The 17,675-nt window shown below is 38.7% G+C and carries 17 protein-coding genes and 1 riboswitch; of the genes, 6 read left to right on the top strand and 11 right to left on the bottom strand.

The window, feature by feature from the left end:
• Positions 1-35: 35 nt before the first annotated feature.
• Positions 36-632, bottom strand: a complete 597-nt coding sequence (locus CHH91_RS02455) for a TetR/AcrR family transcriptional regulator (protein WP_286160672.1) — start codon at positions 630-632, stop codon at positions 36-38.
• A gap of 218 nt (positions 633-850) precedes the next feature.
• Here CHH91_RS02455 and CHH91_RS02450 point away from each other — a divergent pair, with 218 nt between their 5' ends.
• Positions 851-1,957: an NAD(P)-dependent alcohol dehydrogenase gene (locus CHH91_RS02450; RefSeq protein WP_095221639.1), complete on the top strand. Its 1,107-nt coding sequence runs from the start codon at positions 851-853 to the stop codon at positions 1,955-1,957.
• A gap of 634 nt (positions 1,958-2,591) precedes the next feature.
• Here CHH91_RS02450 and CHH91_RS02440 read toward each other — a convergent pair.
• From CHH91_RS02440 to CHH91_RS02425, 4 genes are all read right to left on the bottom strand, one after another.
• On the bottom strand, positions 2,592-2,936 hold the full coding sequence (locus CHH91_RS02440; protein WP_095221637.1) for a hypothetical protein: 345 nt from the start codon (positions 2,934-2,936) through the stop codon (positions 2,592-2,594).
• Positions 2,937-3,377: 441 nt separating this feature from the next.
• The gene (locus CHH91_RS02435; protein ID WP_095221636.1) at positions 3,378-3,749 is read right to left on the bottom strand and encodes a hypothetical protein; all 372 of its coding nucleotides are present in this window, start codon (positions 3,747-3,749) and stop codon (positions 3,378-3,380) included.
• A gap of 11 nt (positions 3,750-3,760) precedes the next feature.
• Positions 3,761-5,347: a ribonuclease YeeF family protein gene (locus CHH91_RS02430; protein WP_176465637.1), complete on the bottom strand. Its 1,587-nt coding sequence runs from the start codon at positions 5,345-5,347 to the stop codon at positions 3,761-3,763.
• Positions 5,348-5,626: 279 nt separating this feature from the next.
• Positions 5,627-6,589 (bottom strand): bile acid:sodium symporter family protein, encoded by a 963-nt coding sequence (locus CHH91_RS02425; RefSeq protein WP_095221632.1) that lies wholly within the window; start codon positions 6,587-6,589, stop codon positions 5,627-5,629.
• A 421-nt stretch (positions 6,590-7,010) separates the two neighbouring features.
• Here CHH91_RS02425 and CHH91_RS02420 point away from each other — a divergent pair, with 421 nt between their 5' ends.
• Positions 7,011-8,543, top strand: a complete 1,533-nt coding sequence (locus CHH91_RS02420; protein WP_286160671.1) for a sensor histidine kinase — start codon at positions 7,011-7,013, stop codon at positions 8,541-8,543.
• Between the two features lie 308 nt (positions 8,544-8,851).
• Positions 8,852-10,294, top strand: coding sequence for a sensor histidine kinase (locus CHH91_RS02415; RefSeq protein WP_286160670.1), 1,443 nt, complete (start codon positions 8,852-8,854; stop codon positions 10,292-10,294).
• 74 nt (positions 10,295-10,368) lie between these two features.
• Here the strand turns inward: CHH91_RS02415 and CHH91_RS02410 are convergent, their stop codons facing one another.
• A complete protein-coding gene (locus CHH91_RS02410; protein ID WP_095221631.1) occupies positions 10,369-11,079 on the bottom strand; it encodes a class I SAM-dependent methyltransferase in 711 nt (236 codons plus the stop codon).
• 109 nt (positions 11,080-11,188) lie between these two features.
• On the opposite strand from CHH91_RS02410, the gene CHH91_RS02405 reads away from it, so the two are divergent.
• Positions 11,189-11,953, top strand: coding sequence for a DUF2268 domain-containing putative Zn-dependent protease (locus CHH91_RS02405; RefSeq protein ID WP_095221629.1), 765 nt, complete (start codon positions 11,189-11,191; stop codon positions 11,951-11,953).
• Positions 11,954-12,091: 138 nt separating this feature from the next.
• Here the strand turns inward: CHH91_RS02405 and CHH91_RS02400 are convergent, their stop codons facing one another.
• On the bottom strand, positions 12,092-12,385 hold the full coding sequence (locus CHH91_RS02400) for a hypothetical protein (RefSeq protein ID WP_095221627.1): 294 nt from the start codon (positions 12,383-12,385) through the stop codon (positions 12,092-12,094).
• 262 nt (positions 12,386-12,647) lie between these two features.
• Positions 12,648-12,726, top strand: a riboswitch (glycine riboswitch).
• A 121-nt stretch (positions 12,727-12,847) separates the two neighbouring features.
• Between CHH91_RS02400 and CHH91_RS02395 the strand changes: the two genes are divergently transcribed.
• Positions 12,848-14,194: an amino acid permease gene (locus CHH91_RS02395; RefSeq protein ID WP_095221626.1), complete on the top strand. Its 1,347-nt coding sequence runs from the start codon at positions 12,848-12,850 to the stop codon at positions 14,192-14,194.
• Between the two features lie 71 nt (positions 14,195-14,265).
• On the opposite strand, the gene CHH91_RS02390 is transcribed toward CHH91_RS02395, so the two are convergent.
• The 3 genes from CHH91_RS02390 to CHH91_RS02380 form a co-directional block, all read right to left on the bottom strand.
• The gene (locus tag CHH91_RS02390; RefSeq protein ID WP_286160669.1) at positions 14,266-14,472 is read right to left on the bottom strand and encodes a hypothetical protein; all 207 of its coding nucleotides are present in this window, start codon (positions 14,470-14,472) and stop codon (positions 14,266-14,268) included.
• 89 nt (positions 14,473-14,561) lie between these two features.
• Positions 14,562-14,936 carry a hypothetical protein gene (locus tag CHH91_RS02385; protein WP_095221624.1) on the bottom strand — a complete coding sequence of 125 codons (375 nt, stop codon included), beginning with the start codon at positions 14,934-14,936 and terminating at the stop codon, positions 14,562-14,564.
• A 9-nt stretch (positions 14,937-14,945) separates the two neighbouring features.
• Positions 14,946-16,526 (bottom strand): ribonuclease YeeF family protein, encoded by a 1,581-nt coding sequence (locus CHH91_RS02380; RefSeq protein ID WP_176465636.1) that lies wholly within the window; start codon positions 16,524-16,526, stop codon positions 14,946-14,948.
• Positions 16,527-16,778: 252 nt separating this feature from the next.
• Between CHH91_RS02380 and CHH91_RS02375 the strand changes: the two genes are divergently transcribed.
• Complete coding sequence (locus CHH91_RS02375) at positions 16,779-17,462, top strand: hypothetical protein (protein ID WP_095221620.1); 684 nt, start codon at positions 16,779-16,781, stop codon at positions 17,460-17,462.
• Between the two features lie 46 nt (positions 17,463-17,508).
• On the opposite strand, the gene CHH91_RS21150 is transcribed toward CHH91_RS02375, so the two are convergent.
• Positions 17,509-17,673, bottom strand: coding sequence for a hypothetical protein (locus CHH91_RS21150; protein ID WP_286160668.1), 165 nt, complete (start codon positions 17,671-17,673; stop codon positions 17,509-17,511).
• Positions 17,674-17,675 lie beyond the last annotated feature (2 nt).

The raw sequence follows: 17,675 nt of genomic DNA, 5'->3' as shown, positions 1-17,675 counted from the left end.
TAATACAGGAGATTGGGGTAATCCAATCTCCTGTATTATTTTAGTTTTATAACCTCTTTCATCAAAGAAGAATGATAATGCAACAAATTAATAATCCTCCTAGCCATCTCAGAAGGCGTTGCATCATACCCAGCTCTAATCCACTCCAATATCCAGCCATATATACCATAAGCTCTATAATGAGTGAAATAGTCTGCATTAATCTCAGAAGCCTTATCTCCAATAAAAGAGAATTTATTCTGAAAAATATCCTTTAGGACCTCTAACAAAGCTTCGCGGATTCCTGGTATCGGATCTTGGATAACTAGTAAGTCATAGTAATGGCTGTTATCCTTCATATACTGAAAAACATCTGTTTCATTTGGATTCATCTTCGTTAGGTCGAGGATAGGATTATCGCGAACTGGTTTGCAGAATTCATAACAAAAACGCTCCATTTCCAGTTCGATCATTTCTTTAGCTAATTGCTCTTTGCCGTCGTAATGTACGTAAAAGGTAGTGCGGTTGTAATTGGCTTCGTCTACGATATCTTTTACTTTAACTTTGGAATAGCCTCTTTCTAAAACTAGCTTTTGGAATGTTGCTATTAAGGTAGATTTAGTTCGCTCAATTCTTCGGTCTTTTTTTTGCATGATTTTCCCTCGCTAGATACTTTCTCTATGATAGATGAATTTTAGACATTTTATTTTTTTTGTTGAAAAACTATACAGTACTATCTTCACAGTTGAAAACCCATACATTTTCAATTTTTCAGTGATTGAAACCTTTTGAACTGATTATTTATACTTAGGTTAATTATATTATAAATCTCTTTAATATAATTGAAAAATGTATAACTGGGGGAACTAGGATGGAAATTCAAGCAATGTTAACTACTGAAGAAAGCGATTTCAAAAAACAGGCACTGCAGTTGGATGAGCCAAAAGCTGATGAGGTGTTGGTGCGGATTGTTGCTTCGGGTGTTTGTCATACAGATGCAACTGTTCTTGATGGCTCGCTGCCAGTACCGTATCCGGCTGTACTAGGACATGAAGGTTCAGGGATTGTAGAAAGAGTAGGCAGCAATGTTACTACTGTTGAACCAGGGGATCATGTCGTACTTGGATTTAGTTATTGCGGTCATTGTGATAACTGCCTGGAAGGTAATGCAGGCGGCTGTGAAAACATGATGGAACTTAACTTTGCAGGTAAAAACAAATATGGTGTATCACCAATTCATAAAGAGGAACAAGAAGTGTCACAGTTCTTCGGTCAATCTTCTTTCGCTACGTACAGTACGGTAGATGAGAAGAACGTGGTGAAGATCGATAAAGAGGCTGACCTTCGTCTATTGGGACCACTTGGCTGCGGTCTGATGACAGGCAGTGGTACTGTCTTGAACTCCCTTGCTCCAGAAGCTGGTACAAGCTTTGTTGTATTCGGTACAGGGGCTGTAGGTCTATCTGGTATGATGGCTGCGAAAATCGCTGGCTGCTACCCAATCATCGCTGTAGATATCCATGACAGCCGTTTGGAATTAGCAAAAGAGCTTGGCGCAACACATACAATCAACAGCAAAAACGAAGATGCTGCAGAGAAAATCAAAGAAATCACTGGCAAAGGTGCGCATTACTCTTTGGAAACAACAGGTGTTCCAGAAGTAACACTAGCCGCAATCCGCTGCTTACGTGTCAAAGGTGAATGTGCGACAGTTGCCGTCGGTAAACGTGACCTGATAATCAACGTTACCAATGAAATCATGACAAAAGCTGTAACACTGAAAGGTGTTGTAGAAGGCGACGCTGTACCGCAATTGATCATTCCAAAACTAGTGAAGTTCTATCAAAATGGTCAATTCCCATTCGATAAATTGGTGAAATTCTATGAAATGGATGATATCCAGCAGGCATTTGAGGATTCAGCGAATGGGTCTACTATTAAACCAATTTTAATTATTGATAAAGAATACCAAGCTTGATTAACGTAATTCTATTCCAATTAAGAATGCTCAGCGGCTATGTCGCTGAGCATCTTTTTGTGAATGTGCTAAATTAAAATATTTTACCGGGTCCGCCATATCCGAGAATCTGTTTCGTAACTGTTTGTGTATACCCATCTGCAGAGAATACATGCTTATACCGAATTACAGCATATACAAAAAGACGAGAGTTAATCTCTCGTCCCTTAACTAGGTAAACTAATTACATAATTCAGTTTCTATTTGCAATGTTATGCCTTGTAACCAATCAATAGGTTCCTGTCCAAGTGCAGGAAAGTAAATTTCATCGGCACTTTCTTCTATAAAAATATCCTTTTCTTCATTAGTGAGTTCACTATTAATATATTCAATTAGAAATGCAACAGCATCCTTAAGATAGACTCTGATTGCTTCCTTTAAAAACTCTTCAAAGGCATGTGCAGGTGATTCTATATCTCGATAAAGGTACCTGCAAGGAATTGAAATAGATCTTCATATTGTTCTTTGTGCATTTGTGTATTTAAGCCTCTATTTTCGGATTGTTTTTGCTATCCTTTTTATTCTTCCTTCTCTAATCCTCTGATCAAAAAAATAATTAATAGTTTGGAATCATAGTGCTCCCATAACCGAATTATTAATTGGATAGGTTATCATCATATTCCTCAATTTGCTGCTCGATAATCTTGTCTCTTTCTAATAAATTCCTTATGATGTTTATATTAATAGTCCTACTGGTATTTCTGATTGTTTGTCTTAATTCAAGTACCGCCCCGTTTTTTTCGAGTTGCTTAATAATGTCTAATAAACCGGGCAATTGATCTGGATTTTCAATATAGTAGCAAGTGATTATCGGCTTGTTATCATTTATTTGCATTTTTATTTCGTTTTTAGATTCACCATTATATTGTCTAATTGAAGGAATTAGTTTAGTAATATTATCAGCACTTGTAACTAGAACTTCTATATTATTTTTACTCATTTCACCAACTCCTATTTAAAGTCATTAATATCTTCTATTAGTTCGTCTTTTTAAAAACTCTTGGTCACTATTTGGTTCGAAGGAGAGGACTTTCTCATTGACGGTGCTTAATGCTTCTTCATAGAACTTAGCTCTGAACTCATTGCTCCAATCGCATCCATCATCAAAGCAGCTTCTGATGAAGAAGCCATGGAGATTGCAATAACTCAAAATTCAGTATGTCACATGTGAGCGACCAGACTGTAAATGCAGTGGAAAACGCACCATTCAGCAGTGGAAAAATATGGAGTGTGACGCTTCGGTAATCCTTGGATTATTGAGGAGTTCACGGAGACGCAGTGGGTTTCTGTACAGGTGGAGACGAGAGAGTTACCTTTCTGATTTAAAAATGCTCAGCTAGATGATCATCGCTGAGCATTTTTTTATTACATAAACTATTTCTTACTTGACTAGGAATGCCCTTGAAAGGATCCATCCATTCAAACCATAAGACGACTGAATTTTATAGTAACGGTAGCTCTTTGACTTTATATAGCTTAGCATCTCTTTACTATTCTCGTAATCCATGGGCCAATAATAATCTTTTCCTTTATCCAGAATCTCTTTATTATCTGTATAAAAAGTGTCCACTTCATCTTCTAATATGTCTAGTATAATACTATGAGGAAGTTGCTCTTCGAAATGAAATGCAAAAACATCTTCAAATAGCAAGTCACTATATTTTCCATCGTCGTCTATTATTTTTATTATTATTTTTGAGTTTTCAAAGTCTACATTGTAACTAAGTATTCTACTATCATGTATATTTTTCATTTATAATTCACCTACTCTGGTTTTTGTCTCGGTGGTTTTTTAGACCAATCCCATTTATGTCTGTGGGGGAATGTGTGCGATCCATCATCCGAATGATTAAAGTCTATATCCTCTTTGGCTCTTCCATTTTCATCGTAATATCTTCTCTGTTTTACAGTACCATCTGGGTTTAAAAGATCTTTGGAGGAGTTTGGTTCTCCTTTTCCAGGTAAACTATTTTTATTTTTCACTTCACTATGCTTGGAAGATTTCTTACCATCCCTTACAACATCGTCAAAATTTGACTTTCTTAATTTTTTTGAACTTAATCGTTTACCTCTATCAACCTTCTTAGCAAGAAATCCACCATTCTTCAACAAGACCGGCTTAATGTATTTCTCTCCAAACTGGAAGGCTTGTTGTCCGGGATTAGGAGGAGTTAGAAGAGAGAGGCCAGCTTTAAATCTTTTCGATTTAGGGGCTTTTGAATTTAATATTGTACGAATATCATCAAGGCCTTTTTTAACTCCAAATTTAAATTCCGATTTTATGCCTTTTCCCCAAGGAACTATAAATGCGGCTGCTAATCCCCTTTCCCACCAAGAAGATTTTGAATCAAATAGGGTAACGAAATCTTCTGTGAAGTAGTTCACAGTGTCTTTCCATGCTGGACCTAGTATATCCATTACGATATTTGTGTCATCAGACGGCTGACTTGCTCTAGGGTTAGGGATTTTACCAACGAATTCAAAACGGGAACCATCTTGAGTAGGGTACTCTCGGATAATCCTGCCGTCTTTTAGTGTATGATAACTTCCATTCCACTCGTTATAGTAATCCATAACAGATTCTGTAGTTTTGACAAATGGAAACAAAGAGTTGAATTCGTCTTGTGTAATTTCAGCCTTCTCACCAGTCGCAAGAGCATTTCTGCCTCTTGCCAGCATTTTAAACTCGTTATGATAAGAGGAAAAAACACTATTAAATTGGCTTACATTGAAATTGTCTACAGTAATATTATTCTTGTCAATCGCACTCTTCAGCTTAGACACATACGTTTTTAGTTGCTGCATATCGTCCTCAGACTTATCCAGCTTGCTGGTAGCATTCGAGTCCATTTCGTACATATTATCTACTGTTTTGTTAATTCTCTTTTTTGCCTCAGCAACAGAATCTAGGAATGTGTCATCTTTTACATGTGATACGGATGCAAGATCACTTACACTATTAAGCTGTTGATTAATCATGTTAGTTGTAGCAGATAGACTGTCCTGTGCCTTCTGAATTTTATTAGTCAGTTCGTCTTCTAAGAACTCCTGGCGGATAAAGCCACTTTCATTTGGTTCGAAGGAGAGAACTTGCTCATTAACGGTGCCTAATGCTTCTTCATATTGTACCAAAAAGCTTTCCATAAATTCGAGGAATGGCTTGTGCGTTTCTTCAAAAAAGGAGCGGATGGAATCGGCGGTATTGCCTTCAAAACCCTCGTGGAGGGTTGTAACACCATTGAGGGCTTGTTTGACCTGTTCGACACTTTCCTTTGTTTGGTTGATAAATTTCTTTGTGCTTTCAATCTGCTGCTGGATGTCCTGTACATCTAAATTTTTAATTGTCTTCACCACCTGATATATCCGTAGCTGTTCATTACTTGTAATTATAATAAAGGAAAATTTTGGTGAAAGGGGAAATGGCAAAAACGCATCCTTTTTACCAGAACTAAAGAGTCGTTTTTTGGAAAAACACTACAGAAGTCTTAGGGGCTATAAGAGGGTTATCTATTTGGGTGATAAATCTAAGAGGGAGGATCAATCTGGAAGGGCTGCTTTTTATTACTTAATGCGGAGATATGGATTAAATAAAAAAATAGCCATCCTCTAGTATGAGGATGGCTAATTCTATTAAGATATTTGCTCCTTAGCATCTACGTCCTTCTCATCGCTACCCATCTTCGCAAAGATATTAGCCAGAATGGACCCGGAAATATTATGCCAGACACTAAAGATAGCGCTTGGTACAGCAGCTAGGGGAGAGAAGTGTGCTGTTGCAAGCTGGGCGCCCAGACCTGAGTTTTGCATTCCGACTTCGATGGATGTTGTTTTGACTTTGGGCAAATCCATTCGCAGAAGCTTGGCAAAAGCGAATCCGAGCAGGTAGCCGAGCACATTATGCAGGATGACTACACCGAAGATTGCTAGACCTGTCTGTGCAATCTGCTGCTGGCTATTGGATACGACAGCAGCTACGATACCGATTATAGCTATTGCTGAGACAAGCGGCAGTACTTTGATGCTTGCTGTAGCTTGTCTATTGAAGAAGCGTTTCACTAATAGCCCTAAAACAATTGGGATAATGACGACATTCACGATTGAGATAAATAGGGAGACCGGACTGACTTCAATCCATTCGCTCGCGAATAAAAGAATAAGTGCAGGTGTTACGATCGGTGCGAGAACGGTTGTGACTGCTGTGGCCGTAACGGATAATGGCACATCACCCTTGGCTAGGAAGGTCATGACATTAGAAGACGTTCCGCCAGGGCAGCATCCTACGAGAATGACGCCGACAGCAACTTCGGGAGGCAATTGCAGGCCTTTTGCCAAAGCAAAGGCAAGCAGCGGCATGATCAAGAACTGTGCGACCACGACTGCCATAACCTCAAATGGACGTTTTACCACGCCTTTAAAATCACTTGCTGACAAAGTCAAACCCATACCAAACATGATGATACCGAGCAGCGGGGTAATAAGCGGGACAATCCATGTGAATCCTGCCGGCAGCATAAAAGCTATTACCGCAAACAAAATGACCCAATACGCAAAGGTACTTCCGACAAACTGACTAAATCGCTCTAACGTTTTCATCATCCACCTCTTCATTCACTGTTTGTGAGATTGTATAACACATTAAAATAAATTTCAATATTTAAATTTTTCAGATATATGAAGAGTATCAACTGTTAATGACCATTTTTCGTTTAGGTCATTCTATCTTTTCAAAGTATGAACTCCTCATTTGTACACCAGATTAACCCAAGGTAAAGTATTCCAAATAGGTTTTTCCTTACTAACAGTAGTAGTTAAATGGAAGACCTCTGGTATAATATGTGGGTATAAGTATCCATTGGGTACGAAGGAATTTATGATAATAGTAACAATGAGTTATGGGTTATAAATCCTATAACAAAAGGTGTAATAATTTATACATAGTCTGGAATGATTTTTTTAAGCATATTACATGATGCTGAACCTCCAAATGGTGAGGGAATAGCAGCTATTACAATACATGGACATGGTTGCAATAACACACAAAATACAATCCATGATGTGGGTTTTAGCAGTTAGGAGTTTAGTTGGTATGATTATTGGTATATTAATATGTGCCATCGGTTTACTGCCGTTGTTTTTAGCATTGAGTATAGGCAAAGTTTACAATGAAACAAAGTTGTCGGTGGTGATGATCATATCTATGATCTTAATCACGATCTGGCAGTTAGATATAGGAGTTCTTTATTTTAAGGATGTGCTGTCAGAGGATATTGCACTATTCCTGTTCAAGCTGTTTCGTGCAGGGCCGATTTTCACCCTTCCCATGGTATTGTACATGGCTTATTGGATTATCAACAATCAGCCATCCGTCACGGAAAAAACGAATAGGCTTACGAAAATGTCCTACGCTCTTTTTACAAAAAAAGCACTAATTGGCTTCACTATATGGAGTCTGGTGGTTTATATCATAAGCTGGACGAACTTGGGAGTAACTGGGTTGGTCGTTGCCAATGAAGGATTCACTGGTACTCACTATTTTCCTGAGTACGGACCGCTTTTATGGATCTATTTCCTGCACATGGCTGGTATTGTATTTTTTTTGTTAGTGGTATGTGTATTATCATTAAGAATTCGAAACTCATACTTTAAGAACCTCCTTATGGGTTTTTCATTCAACGCATTGCTGCTAATTGTATCAGGATCTCTAAACAACATTCTTTTAACTGGCCTTCTAGCAAGCAGTATTGGTGTCATTATATTTTCAGTGGGAAGCCTGCACGTCTTCGTTAAGTTCCATGTAGACTTGAAAAACCACTCATATAAATTAATGGTAAAACAGAAAAAACTAGACTATACAGGTCAGCTGACTGGCAGCTTGATTCATGAAGTGAAAAACACAAACTCCATTATTAAAAGTTTTTCGAGTATGCTGGAAAAAAGTGATGATCTAAATGAGAGGGATAAGCGAACATTGGAGATGATAGGTAAATCATCCGAACATCTAGATCAACTGACAGATAATTATAGTGCATATATGAAGGACTCTGCATTAGCCTTTAAAACAGAGGATTTAGCGGAGATTATCCAAGAGTCTATTGATTTTTCTGCAGGGATGCTTCAAGAAAATAAGGTCGAGCTGGAATTCATCACTAACTATTCGCCACTGAATGTTCATCTGAACAAGACAAACTTAAAACAAGTGTTTATCAATCTCATAAAGAATAGCGTCGAGGCAATGTCGGAAGACAGGCCGGAAAAGAAGATATCTATTAGAACAGACATTAATGATAAAAATATCATCATACACTTTATCGACACTGGTAAGGGCATGCCCCAAGAGAACTGGGTAAGTGTATTTGATCCGTTTATCTCCTTAGGAAATAAAAAGCGAGGAATGGGATTGGGTCTTCCCTTTGTGAAGAAAATGATGATTGAACACTTAGGAGATATAACGATAGTCGAAAGTTCGCCAAGTGGTACGCATTTCAAGCTTGAAATACCGCAAGAAGGAATGCTGTATGGTTGTAACTATCAAAAACAAATCAAATAATATCGATCCGAATCCTTAGATAATGGAGGATACTCCAGTCTGAAATTAGGAGAAAAAAGCGCTCAGCCTGGTAGTGTTGAGCGCTTTTAGTTTTGTTTGCACGTGAATTTTCGTTAATTAAGTTCTCATGCATCGAACTGAGACTGCCGCAACTGAACGGAATACATCTGATATAATGTACAGAGGGATATATGAGAATAGGCAGCTGAAATTAGCTCCTAATTCGCGTAATGGAATCCACATTACTTTGTACAAAAGAACATAGTCAAATCCATGATGTGGATTTCTGCAGTTAGGGGTTAGCAGGTATGATTATTGGTATATTAATATGTGCCATTGGTTTACTTCCATTGTTTTTAGCGTTGAGCATAGGCAAAGTTTACAATGAAACAAAGCTGTCGACAGGAATGATCATATATATGATCCTGATCACCATTTGGCAGCTGGATATCGGAGTTCTTTATTTTAAGAATGTTCTGTCAGAAGATACGATTCTATTTCTATTCAAGCTGTTTCGTGCGGGGCCGACATTCGGGCTCCCTATTGTATTATATGTAGCTTACCGGATTATCAAAGACCAGCCATCAATGGTGAAAAAGAGGAATTGGCTGACGAATGTTTCGTATGCTTTTTTCACCAAAAAAGCACTGATTGGCTTCACTATATGGAGTGCTATCGTGTATGTGATAAATTGGACGGACTTAGGAATAAAAGGATTGACTGTTACCCAGGAGAGGTATACTGGTGTTTACTATTTTCCTGATTATGGGCCGCTATTTTGGGTGTTCTTCATACACATGGCTATCATTGTGATTTTCTTAGTAGTTATGCCTGTATTGTCGAAGAGAATTCGGAATTCACACTTCAAGAACTTCCTTATGGGTTTTTCATTCAATGCATTGCTGCTGGTCATACCAGGAATTCTGAACTTTTTTCCTTTAACCGGCGTTCTTACTAGCAGCATTGGTGTAATACTATTTTCTGTTGCAAGCATGCACATTTTTGTAAAGCTGAATGTAGATTTGAAGGCTCATTCTCATGAATTATTGGAAAAACAGAAAAAACTAGACTACACGGGTCATTTGACTGGCAGTTTGATTCATGAAGTGAGGAACACAAACTCTATTATTAAAGGCTTCTCAAGCATAATGGACAAAAATGGTTCCCTGGATGAAAGTGATAAACGGAAACTGAAAATGATAGGTGATGCATCTGACCATTTAGAGCAGCTTACAGATAATTACAGTGCATACATGAAGTCGTCAGCATTGATCTATAAAACAGATGATCTCGCGGAAATAATCCGAGAATCTATTGCATTTACAGACGGAATGCTGCAAGAAAACAAAGTAGAGTTGGAGTTCATAAATATATATTCACCACTGAATGTTTATCTGAATAGCGCAAACTTAAAACAAGTATTTATCAATTTGATCAAAAATAGCGTGGAAGCAATACCAGAAAACAGGACAGAAAAGAAGATAACAATCAGCACAGAGATTGACGACAGGAATATCATCATACACTTTATCGACACTGGGGTGGGTATACATCCTGAGAACTGGTTGAGTGTATTTGATCCCTTTATTTCGCTGGGAGATAAAGAGCAAGGAATGGGATTAGGTCTGGCGTTTGTGAAGAAGATGATGACTGAACACTTAGGGGATATAAGTATAGTCGACAGTTCATCGAATGGCACGCATTTCAAGCTTGAAATACCACAAGAAGGCATGCTGAATGGTGGTAAATAAAATCCTTGGATTCATGAAGCATTTGATAATATGAAAAAGGAAGCTCAACATTTAGCGTTGAGCTTCTTTTTGTTTCAACTACATCTGAATATGCGAAACCCCAACTTATCTTTATTTCGCTGCATGATCTCTTTGTGTTTTTCCAATATCTCTAACAATGCATCATCGATAGATTTTGATAAGGAGAAATCAGCAGCGTTCTGTTCATCAACCTGATCCAATGTTGGTTGGTATTTTGTTATATCAACTTGCTGAAAGCCAGCTTTTCTAAAGGCTGTCAGCCATTCATCCTCCGTTAATAATTGTGGAAAGCGATAAAAATCCACAATAGAAGACCGTTCTTCTTCTGGAATTGTTTGCTCCAATACAGTTTCGATTGCGAGTAATCTTCCGTTCGGCTTCAGCACTCTTTTGAGCTCATGAATAGCGGAGGTAGCATTGGTAAAGGAAAGGACGGATTCTGAGAGGGCAATATCAAAATGCATATCCGGATAGGGGAGGTTCTCTATGTCGCCAACCTTGGTATCAATCGGTAAACCCAAACTAGAGAATCTTTGGTGTGCTTTATCCACCATGATGCTGTTGTTGTCTAAAGCACTAACACTGCAGCCGTAGTGCTGCTGCAGGTAAGCGGCGGTTTGTCCGGTGCCGCAGCCAGCGTCCAGAAGCGTCGTTTCTTTATTGATTTTCTCTTCCGCTAAAATATTCTTCGTTAACTGCAGTCCGCCGGGATGTGCACCGCCTACTCCGAATAGTGCCAGGCAATCAAGATATGTGTACTTCAAACGTAACCCCTGCCTTTGTATGACATCATTTTAATATGCTATGAATACAGAAATGTTTTGTGCCATTAGCTATCTTGCTGAATAAATTGGTATTGATAGGGGGAGGGAAATGAGCGTAATCAGAACGGATGAATGGCTGCTTGAGCATTATGAGGATCCAATTGCACTATGCGAAAAGCTGACAGGACTTTTTGCTGACGCTTCTGCCGAAGAAATATATGATTACTTTATACAGCACGGCATGTACCGTCCATTAAAGAAGAAGCGTAAACAGCTGGAGGAAAAGGTGTGGGAGGTCGTGCAAGAGGACGAGGCTTTCCTGAAAAAGGAGTGGGACGGTCCGGATATTCCAATCTATATTTTTCCTTCGGATGACCGTAATAAATGGATCCAAACACAATTGGGCGGGAAATCAGGTCTGGCATTCAAGGATAAGCTCTTTTTATTTTTATCACCAGAAAATACAGAAGAGGAGATAAAAGCAATATTCACGCATGAGTATAATCATGTTTGCCGACTGAATCGCTTTGATAAGAGTGAAGAGATGTACACTTTGCTGGATGCGATTGTATTAGAGGGGATAGCTGAAAATGCTGTTACGGAAAGATTGGGAGAGGAACTGACTGCCAGATGGGCATCGTTTTATCCTGATAAGAAAATCGAGAAAATGTGGTCTGATTATATTGTTCCAAAGCAGGAGCTTTTGCCGCAGGATGATGAATATCATGCTATTTTATTTGGTCATCGTAAATATCCGAAGATGCTGGGGTATTGTGTTGGTTATCATGTAGTCAAAAATTACATGGAAAGATACAGCTTATCCAGTGAAGACTTGCTGGCTGTAGAAGCTAGTGTTATTGCCGGGGATATGTAGGGGGGTTATGGAGCTTGTGCTTACATAACCTGTGAGAACTCCGGAGACATGGACATGAATAAAGCCCGGCTGCACCAATTCCAGGCTTTTTCATGCTGTCATACGGTAATCAAATTTATATGGAATACGGCTATATAGTCAGATCCAGAATAGAGAAAGCAAGGCTATTCCTGCGATGGCTCCAAAAGCTACTCCAACACCAAAGCCAAAGCCGCGGCCAAAACTGCGACCATAACCGCCGCCATACCCATTTCCGTAGCCTCCGTAACCGAAGCCTCCTAGATTTCTGGAGCGGCCCATAGGCTGCAAATATACACGATCCCGGTCTACCCGCTGGATGATTCCTCTATGGACTTTTCCGTCATAGCAACGGATTTCAACAGCTTTACCGGTATATTTTTGGCATAATGAACGATATTGTCCAACTGACATATCTTCACCTCCATTATTTTAGGATACAGGGTATTATATGTCCTTGATAAAATATTGAAGGGTACAAGTATCTTAGGGGTTTAGCGGAATCTTGGTGAACAGCACATAAAATGCTGAAATGCTGGTGTTAGTAGAAATGACGAGCCCGTAGACGAAATTAGGATTTGACAAAAAATCTAACAAGGAATAGAATAATGACTATTCAACAGAATCTAAATAACTTAATAATAGAGCTATGAATGCTATGGATCACACTATAGCAGGAGCAGCTTCTGGAGAGACCGCCATTTGCGCGGCGCCGAAGGGTTCACAATCTCAGGCAAAAGGACAGAAGAGTATCGGATATGTATTTGGGTTGTGCTGCGCGCGTATGACCAATAGTATTTGTTATTCTTGTGATCAAGAGATTGGAGAGCCTCCAATCTCTTTTTTTATTGGGTTGAAATGAAGGAGGAGCTAGAGTTGGCACAACAAGAGTTAAAGAGGGACTTATCCAATAGACATGTACAGTTGATTGCCATTGGCGGTACGATTGGTACCGGATTATTTTTAGGATCTGGAAAAGCAATACAGCTGGCAGGTCCCTCTATCATCTTTGCTTATTTAATCGTAGGTATAGCGCTGTTTTTCGTGATGCGAGCGCTAGGGGAACTGCTGTTATCGAAAGCAGGCTATCAATCTATTACAGACATTGCCGAAGACTATCTCGGACCTTGGGCATCGTTTGTGACAGGGTGGACATATTGGTTTTGCTGGATCATGACAGCGATGGCGGATGTAATTGCTGTCGGAGTGTACGTGAACTATTGGTTTGATATCCCGCAATGGATACCTGCACTTATCTGTGTAGTCGTTTTATTAGGGCTTAATCTATTAACGGTAAAGCTATTCGGGGAATTGGAGTTTTGGTTTGCCTTGATCAAAGTGGTTACGATCCTTGCATTGATTGGTATCGGTATTGTACTGTTGGTGATCGGATTCCAGACTGATGCAGGAACCGTTTCAGTTACAAATCTGTGGGAGCATGGCGGACTATTTCCGAATGGAATTTCTGGCTTCTTACTAGCTTTCCAAATGGTCGTCTTTGCGTATGTCGGAGTGGAACTAATCGGGGTATCAGCAGCCGAAACAGCCAACCCTGCTAAGAACATCCCATCAGCGATCAATAAGATACCTTTACGAATTCTATTTTTCTACGTTGGCGCTCTGCTCGTTCTGTTAATGATTAATCCATGGACAGAACTGAATGCAGCCGAAAGTCCATTCGTGAAGACATTTAGTTTAGTTGGTATCCCGATCGCTGCAGGTATAATCAATTTCGTCGTCTTAACATCCGCAGCATCAGCCGGGAATAGCGGCATGTTTTCCACAAGCCGCACCTTATATAATTTAAGCAAGCAAGACCAGGGACCAGCCCAGCTTGCTAAACTGAACAAAAAGCACGTCCCAGCGAATGCCTTATGGTTATCTGCTATTGTCGTATCAGCAGGAGCACTCTTAAGCAAACTCATACCAGAACAAGCCTTTGGCATTGTCACAAGCATTAGTGCTATCTGTTTTATTTGGGTATGGAGCATCATTCTTATCTGTCATATTAAATATAAGAAAACACGTTCGGAATTGCAGAAGAAATCAACATTTAAGGCACCATTTACGCCGTTTGTGAACTATGCTGTGCTGGCGTTGTTTGCAGGGGTTCTGGTTATCATGCTGGTTGCTGATGAGACACGGCCGGCGTTGTTGCTGACTCCGGTGTGGTTTGTTTTGTTGTTTGGGTTGTATTGGGGAAAGGGGAAGAAATTTATCTAGATTCAATTTTTAGAATGCTGATCTCTGGTTTAGCTAAATCAGAGATCAGCATTCCTACTTAAATTTAACTCTTAGATATGACTCTCAGCAAAATCAATGTAAAGCGTTAAATCTAATTCTGGGTATTGCTTATCTAATTTTCTTAAGCAAGCAATATATTTCCTGCTTAGCAGCAGGTCTGCTACATCCTCAAAAATTTCGCTTACCCAGTATTTTCTTACTGATACCCTCATAATAGCGTAACATTTTTTTATGCCACAATCATCATTGATGTGCATTTGATTTCTTTCTTTAATTTATTCACTCATCAACTCTTTTAGCGATGATAACATCCAGTTAAAACTGTACTAATTGTTGTCTATGGAACTCAATTCTTTATAGCTCTGAATGGGGGGTGTTCAGTGTCTTGATTCTGTAACAAGCTTGGTTTTCTAAATCTCATACTAATTCTTAGTTCAATTAAGATATGTGTATCTTCGCTTTTTAATAATTCAACATCTATCCATATTGGAAATGTCGATTGAGGACCAGAAATTAATTTAACAACCTTATCTATCTCAAAGAGCCTACCATTTAAATTCTTCTGGCTTAAGATATTTAGTCGCATAAAATCATCAGTAGAACTCAATTTTTTTCCTTCTTCAACTGTAGGCGTAACCTTAAACCTTATATCTTCAAGGGCAGATACACCTAATTCCTTTACACACTTTATTAAGTTTACTTTTAAGCTATCTCTATCCAAAATAAACACCTACTTTAATTTTCTACTTACTGATTTATCAATGCTCTCTACAAATCCATCTTCATCTATCTTGATCTCATATAGTTCTAACCATGAGTTATTTATATTTAGGTTATTTTGTTTGAAAAGATCTGGATAGTTCATACCTTCATTAACAGTGGGCCTATAGTGTCCAGATAAATTATCAATTCTTCTAACTTTACCTTGGCCGTTAAGTTTGAGTTGACCTGCTGCTTTAACATCTTGAGCATTACCCAAGAAATGATGTTTTTTCCCTATAACGAGGTTGTTCTCTGCATCAATAATGAAATCTAAATGCCTTTGACCATTAAGGCCTTTTATAGCACCGTCTTCAATCGTATAATTCAGTAACTTACCATTAGAAGGTAAACTTTCATCAGGGAATTTGTTCGCGATTATAGCGTTTTGATTCGTTTCTATTTTCGTTTTCGCTTTTGTTGCGGGTATTCCGCCGTCATCGAGCTTTTTAAAAGACTTTCCTGTTGTTCTTAATAGTTTATAACCTTTAATGACTTTACCCGGGCCAGCCATAGAGAGTGCAGCCATAGAAAAAGCACCTAACGAAGCATTTGGATCAGTCAGGGTACGCAAGTCATCTCCTATTAGGAAATTGTAGGCATCTACAGCAATCTGTTTGCCTTCTTCTTGCTTATATTCCTTAAGATCCTCACGCTTATCAGGAATATGTGAAACAAATTCAAAAGCCATTTGAAGGGAGGTTGTATCCTGATACGCTCTTATAATACGACCATCATTTAAGGTGATGTATTCTCCGTTCCATTCAAACCTATCATCTTCGACGTTCTTACTATCTTTGAAGTGCTCACGCAATGCTTCAAACTCATCCCTTGTAATAGGTACAGGAGTGTTGCTAGTTTGTGCTTTTTTACCTTTAGTAGATAGTAGAAAGTCTTTATAGAATTCCTGTTTTGTTAATTGGTCAGAACTATAATTCCCGACAGTAATACTATTCTTATCAATTGCATTCCTTAGCTTAGATACATACGTCTTCATCTGCTGTATATCGTCCTGGGAATTATCCAGCTTACTAGTAGCATTCGAGTCCATCTCGTACATATTATCAATTGTTTTAGTAATTCTCTTTTTTGCATCGGTGATGGAATCAAGGAAAACATCATCTTTTACATGTGATACGGATGCTAGATCACTGACACTATTAAGCTGCTGATTGATTGCGTCAGTTGTAGCTGATAGGCTGTCCTGTGCTTTTTGCATTTTACTGGTCAGTTCTCCTTCTAAAAACTCCTGGCGGATAAAGCCGCTTTCGTTCGGTTCGAAGGAGAGGACTTGCTCATTGACGGTGCTTAGTGCTTCTTCATATTGTACCAAAAAGCTTTCCATGAATTCGAGGAAGGGCTTGTGTGCTTCTTCATAGAAGGAGCGGATGGAATCTGCGGTGTTTCCTGCGAATCCGTCATGAAGGGTTGTAATGCCGTTAAGAGCTTGCTTGACTTGTTCGACGCTTTCTTTTGTTTTGCTGATGAAATCCTTGGTACTGTCAACTTGCTGCTGAATGTCTCGAACATCTAGATTTTTAATGTTGTTCACCACCTGATTTTTCCATTAGCTATTGTCCTAGTTTGATTATAATAAAGGAAAATTTTGGTGCGAGGGAAAATGAGAAAAACACATCGAATTTACTGGTAATAAACGGCTGCATATAAGAAAAACGAGGCGAAAGTCTTATTTGAATAGTGTGGATTAAAGAAGAGGGAAGGGCTGTTAATAGTTTTCAAAATTATGTTCATAGACATTTCAATAAGGCTATTGGTAGAATGATTCAAATAAATGAGGGGTGGGATGGATTTGAAAAGGAAGTTAGGATGTTTACACGCGCATTATTCAAATATTGATTATATGGAAAATGCACTAGCTGCATATGACGTTGAATTAATCCATTTTGTTGATCCTGCTTTAATGCATCGAGTCACATTTGATAATAATTTCAAATCAATGGACGCTCAAATTAAAGTGAAAGAGCAATTGGAATGGATTGCCCAATGTAATGTAGATGGTATTCTCATTACATGTACAAACTATATTGCACTCTTACAGGAAGAACAGCTATCAATATCTGTACCAATATTCAAAATTGATGAACCCTATTTTGAAATCATAAGTAATGTGAAACTTCCTCAGACGATCCTTTTTACTAATCCCGCTACTGTGAAAGGTACGATGGAACGTCTCAGTCGCTATGCTGAACATCATCAAAAAACATTAGATATTGATGTAATCGTCCTAAACGATACTTTTAAGTTGATAATGCAGGGTTTGAAACAGGAATATGATAGAGAGATTTTCGAGTTTATCAGCACTATCATTAAGGAAGGTAAGGTCATCTCCGTTGCACAATTATCTATGGTGGATTCAGCTAAGGAAGTTGAGATTAAGACTTCTAGTCCTATTATTAATCCATTGGATACATTAATTACTTCCTTAGTTAGTCAGCTGAAATTACGGAAAATGACGCTCGGCATTTAGAGAAAAAAGGAATGATCTAAATTAGATCATTCCTTTTTTGCTGAAATCAATATGCAAGAGCAAACCAAACTGCATGTTTTGCTTCCTTGCCGCAATGCAGGCAAGTGTTTTTAGTTTTGGGAGGGTCGAACGGAATGTTCCGTGTCGTGAATTTCGTTTCTTCTTTTACGCCTTCCTCACAAGCATCATCTCCGCACCAGCCTGCTAGCACTC

This window comes from Virgibacillus sp. 7505 (assembly GCF_002272135.1).
GTDB lineage: Bacteria > Bacillota > Bacilli > Bacillales > Amphibacillaceae > Terribacillus.
Note: the sequence above shows the minus strand (reverse complement) of the source record. Positions and strands in the feature narration are given on the sequence as shown.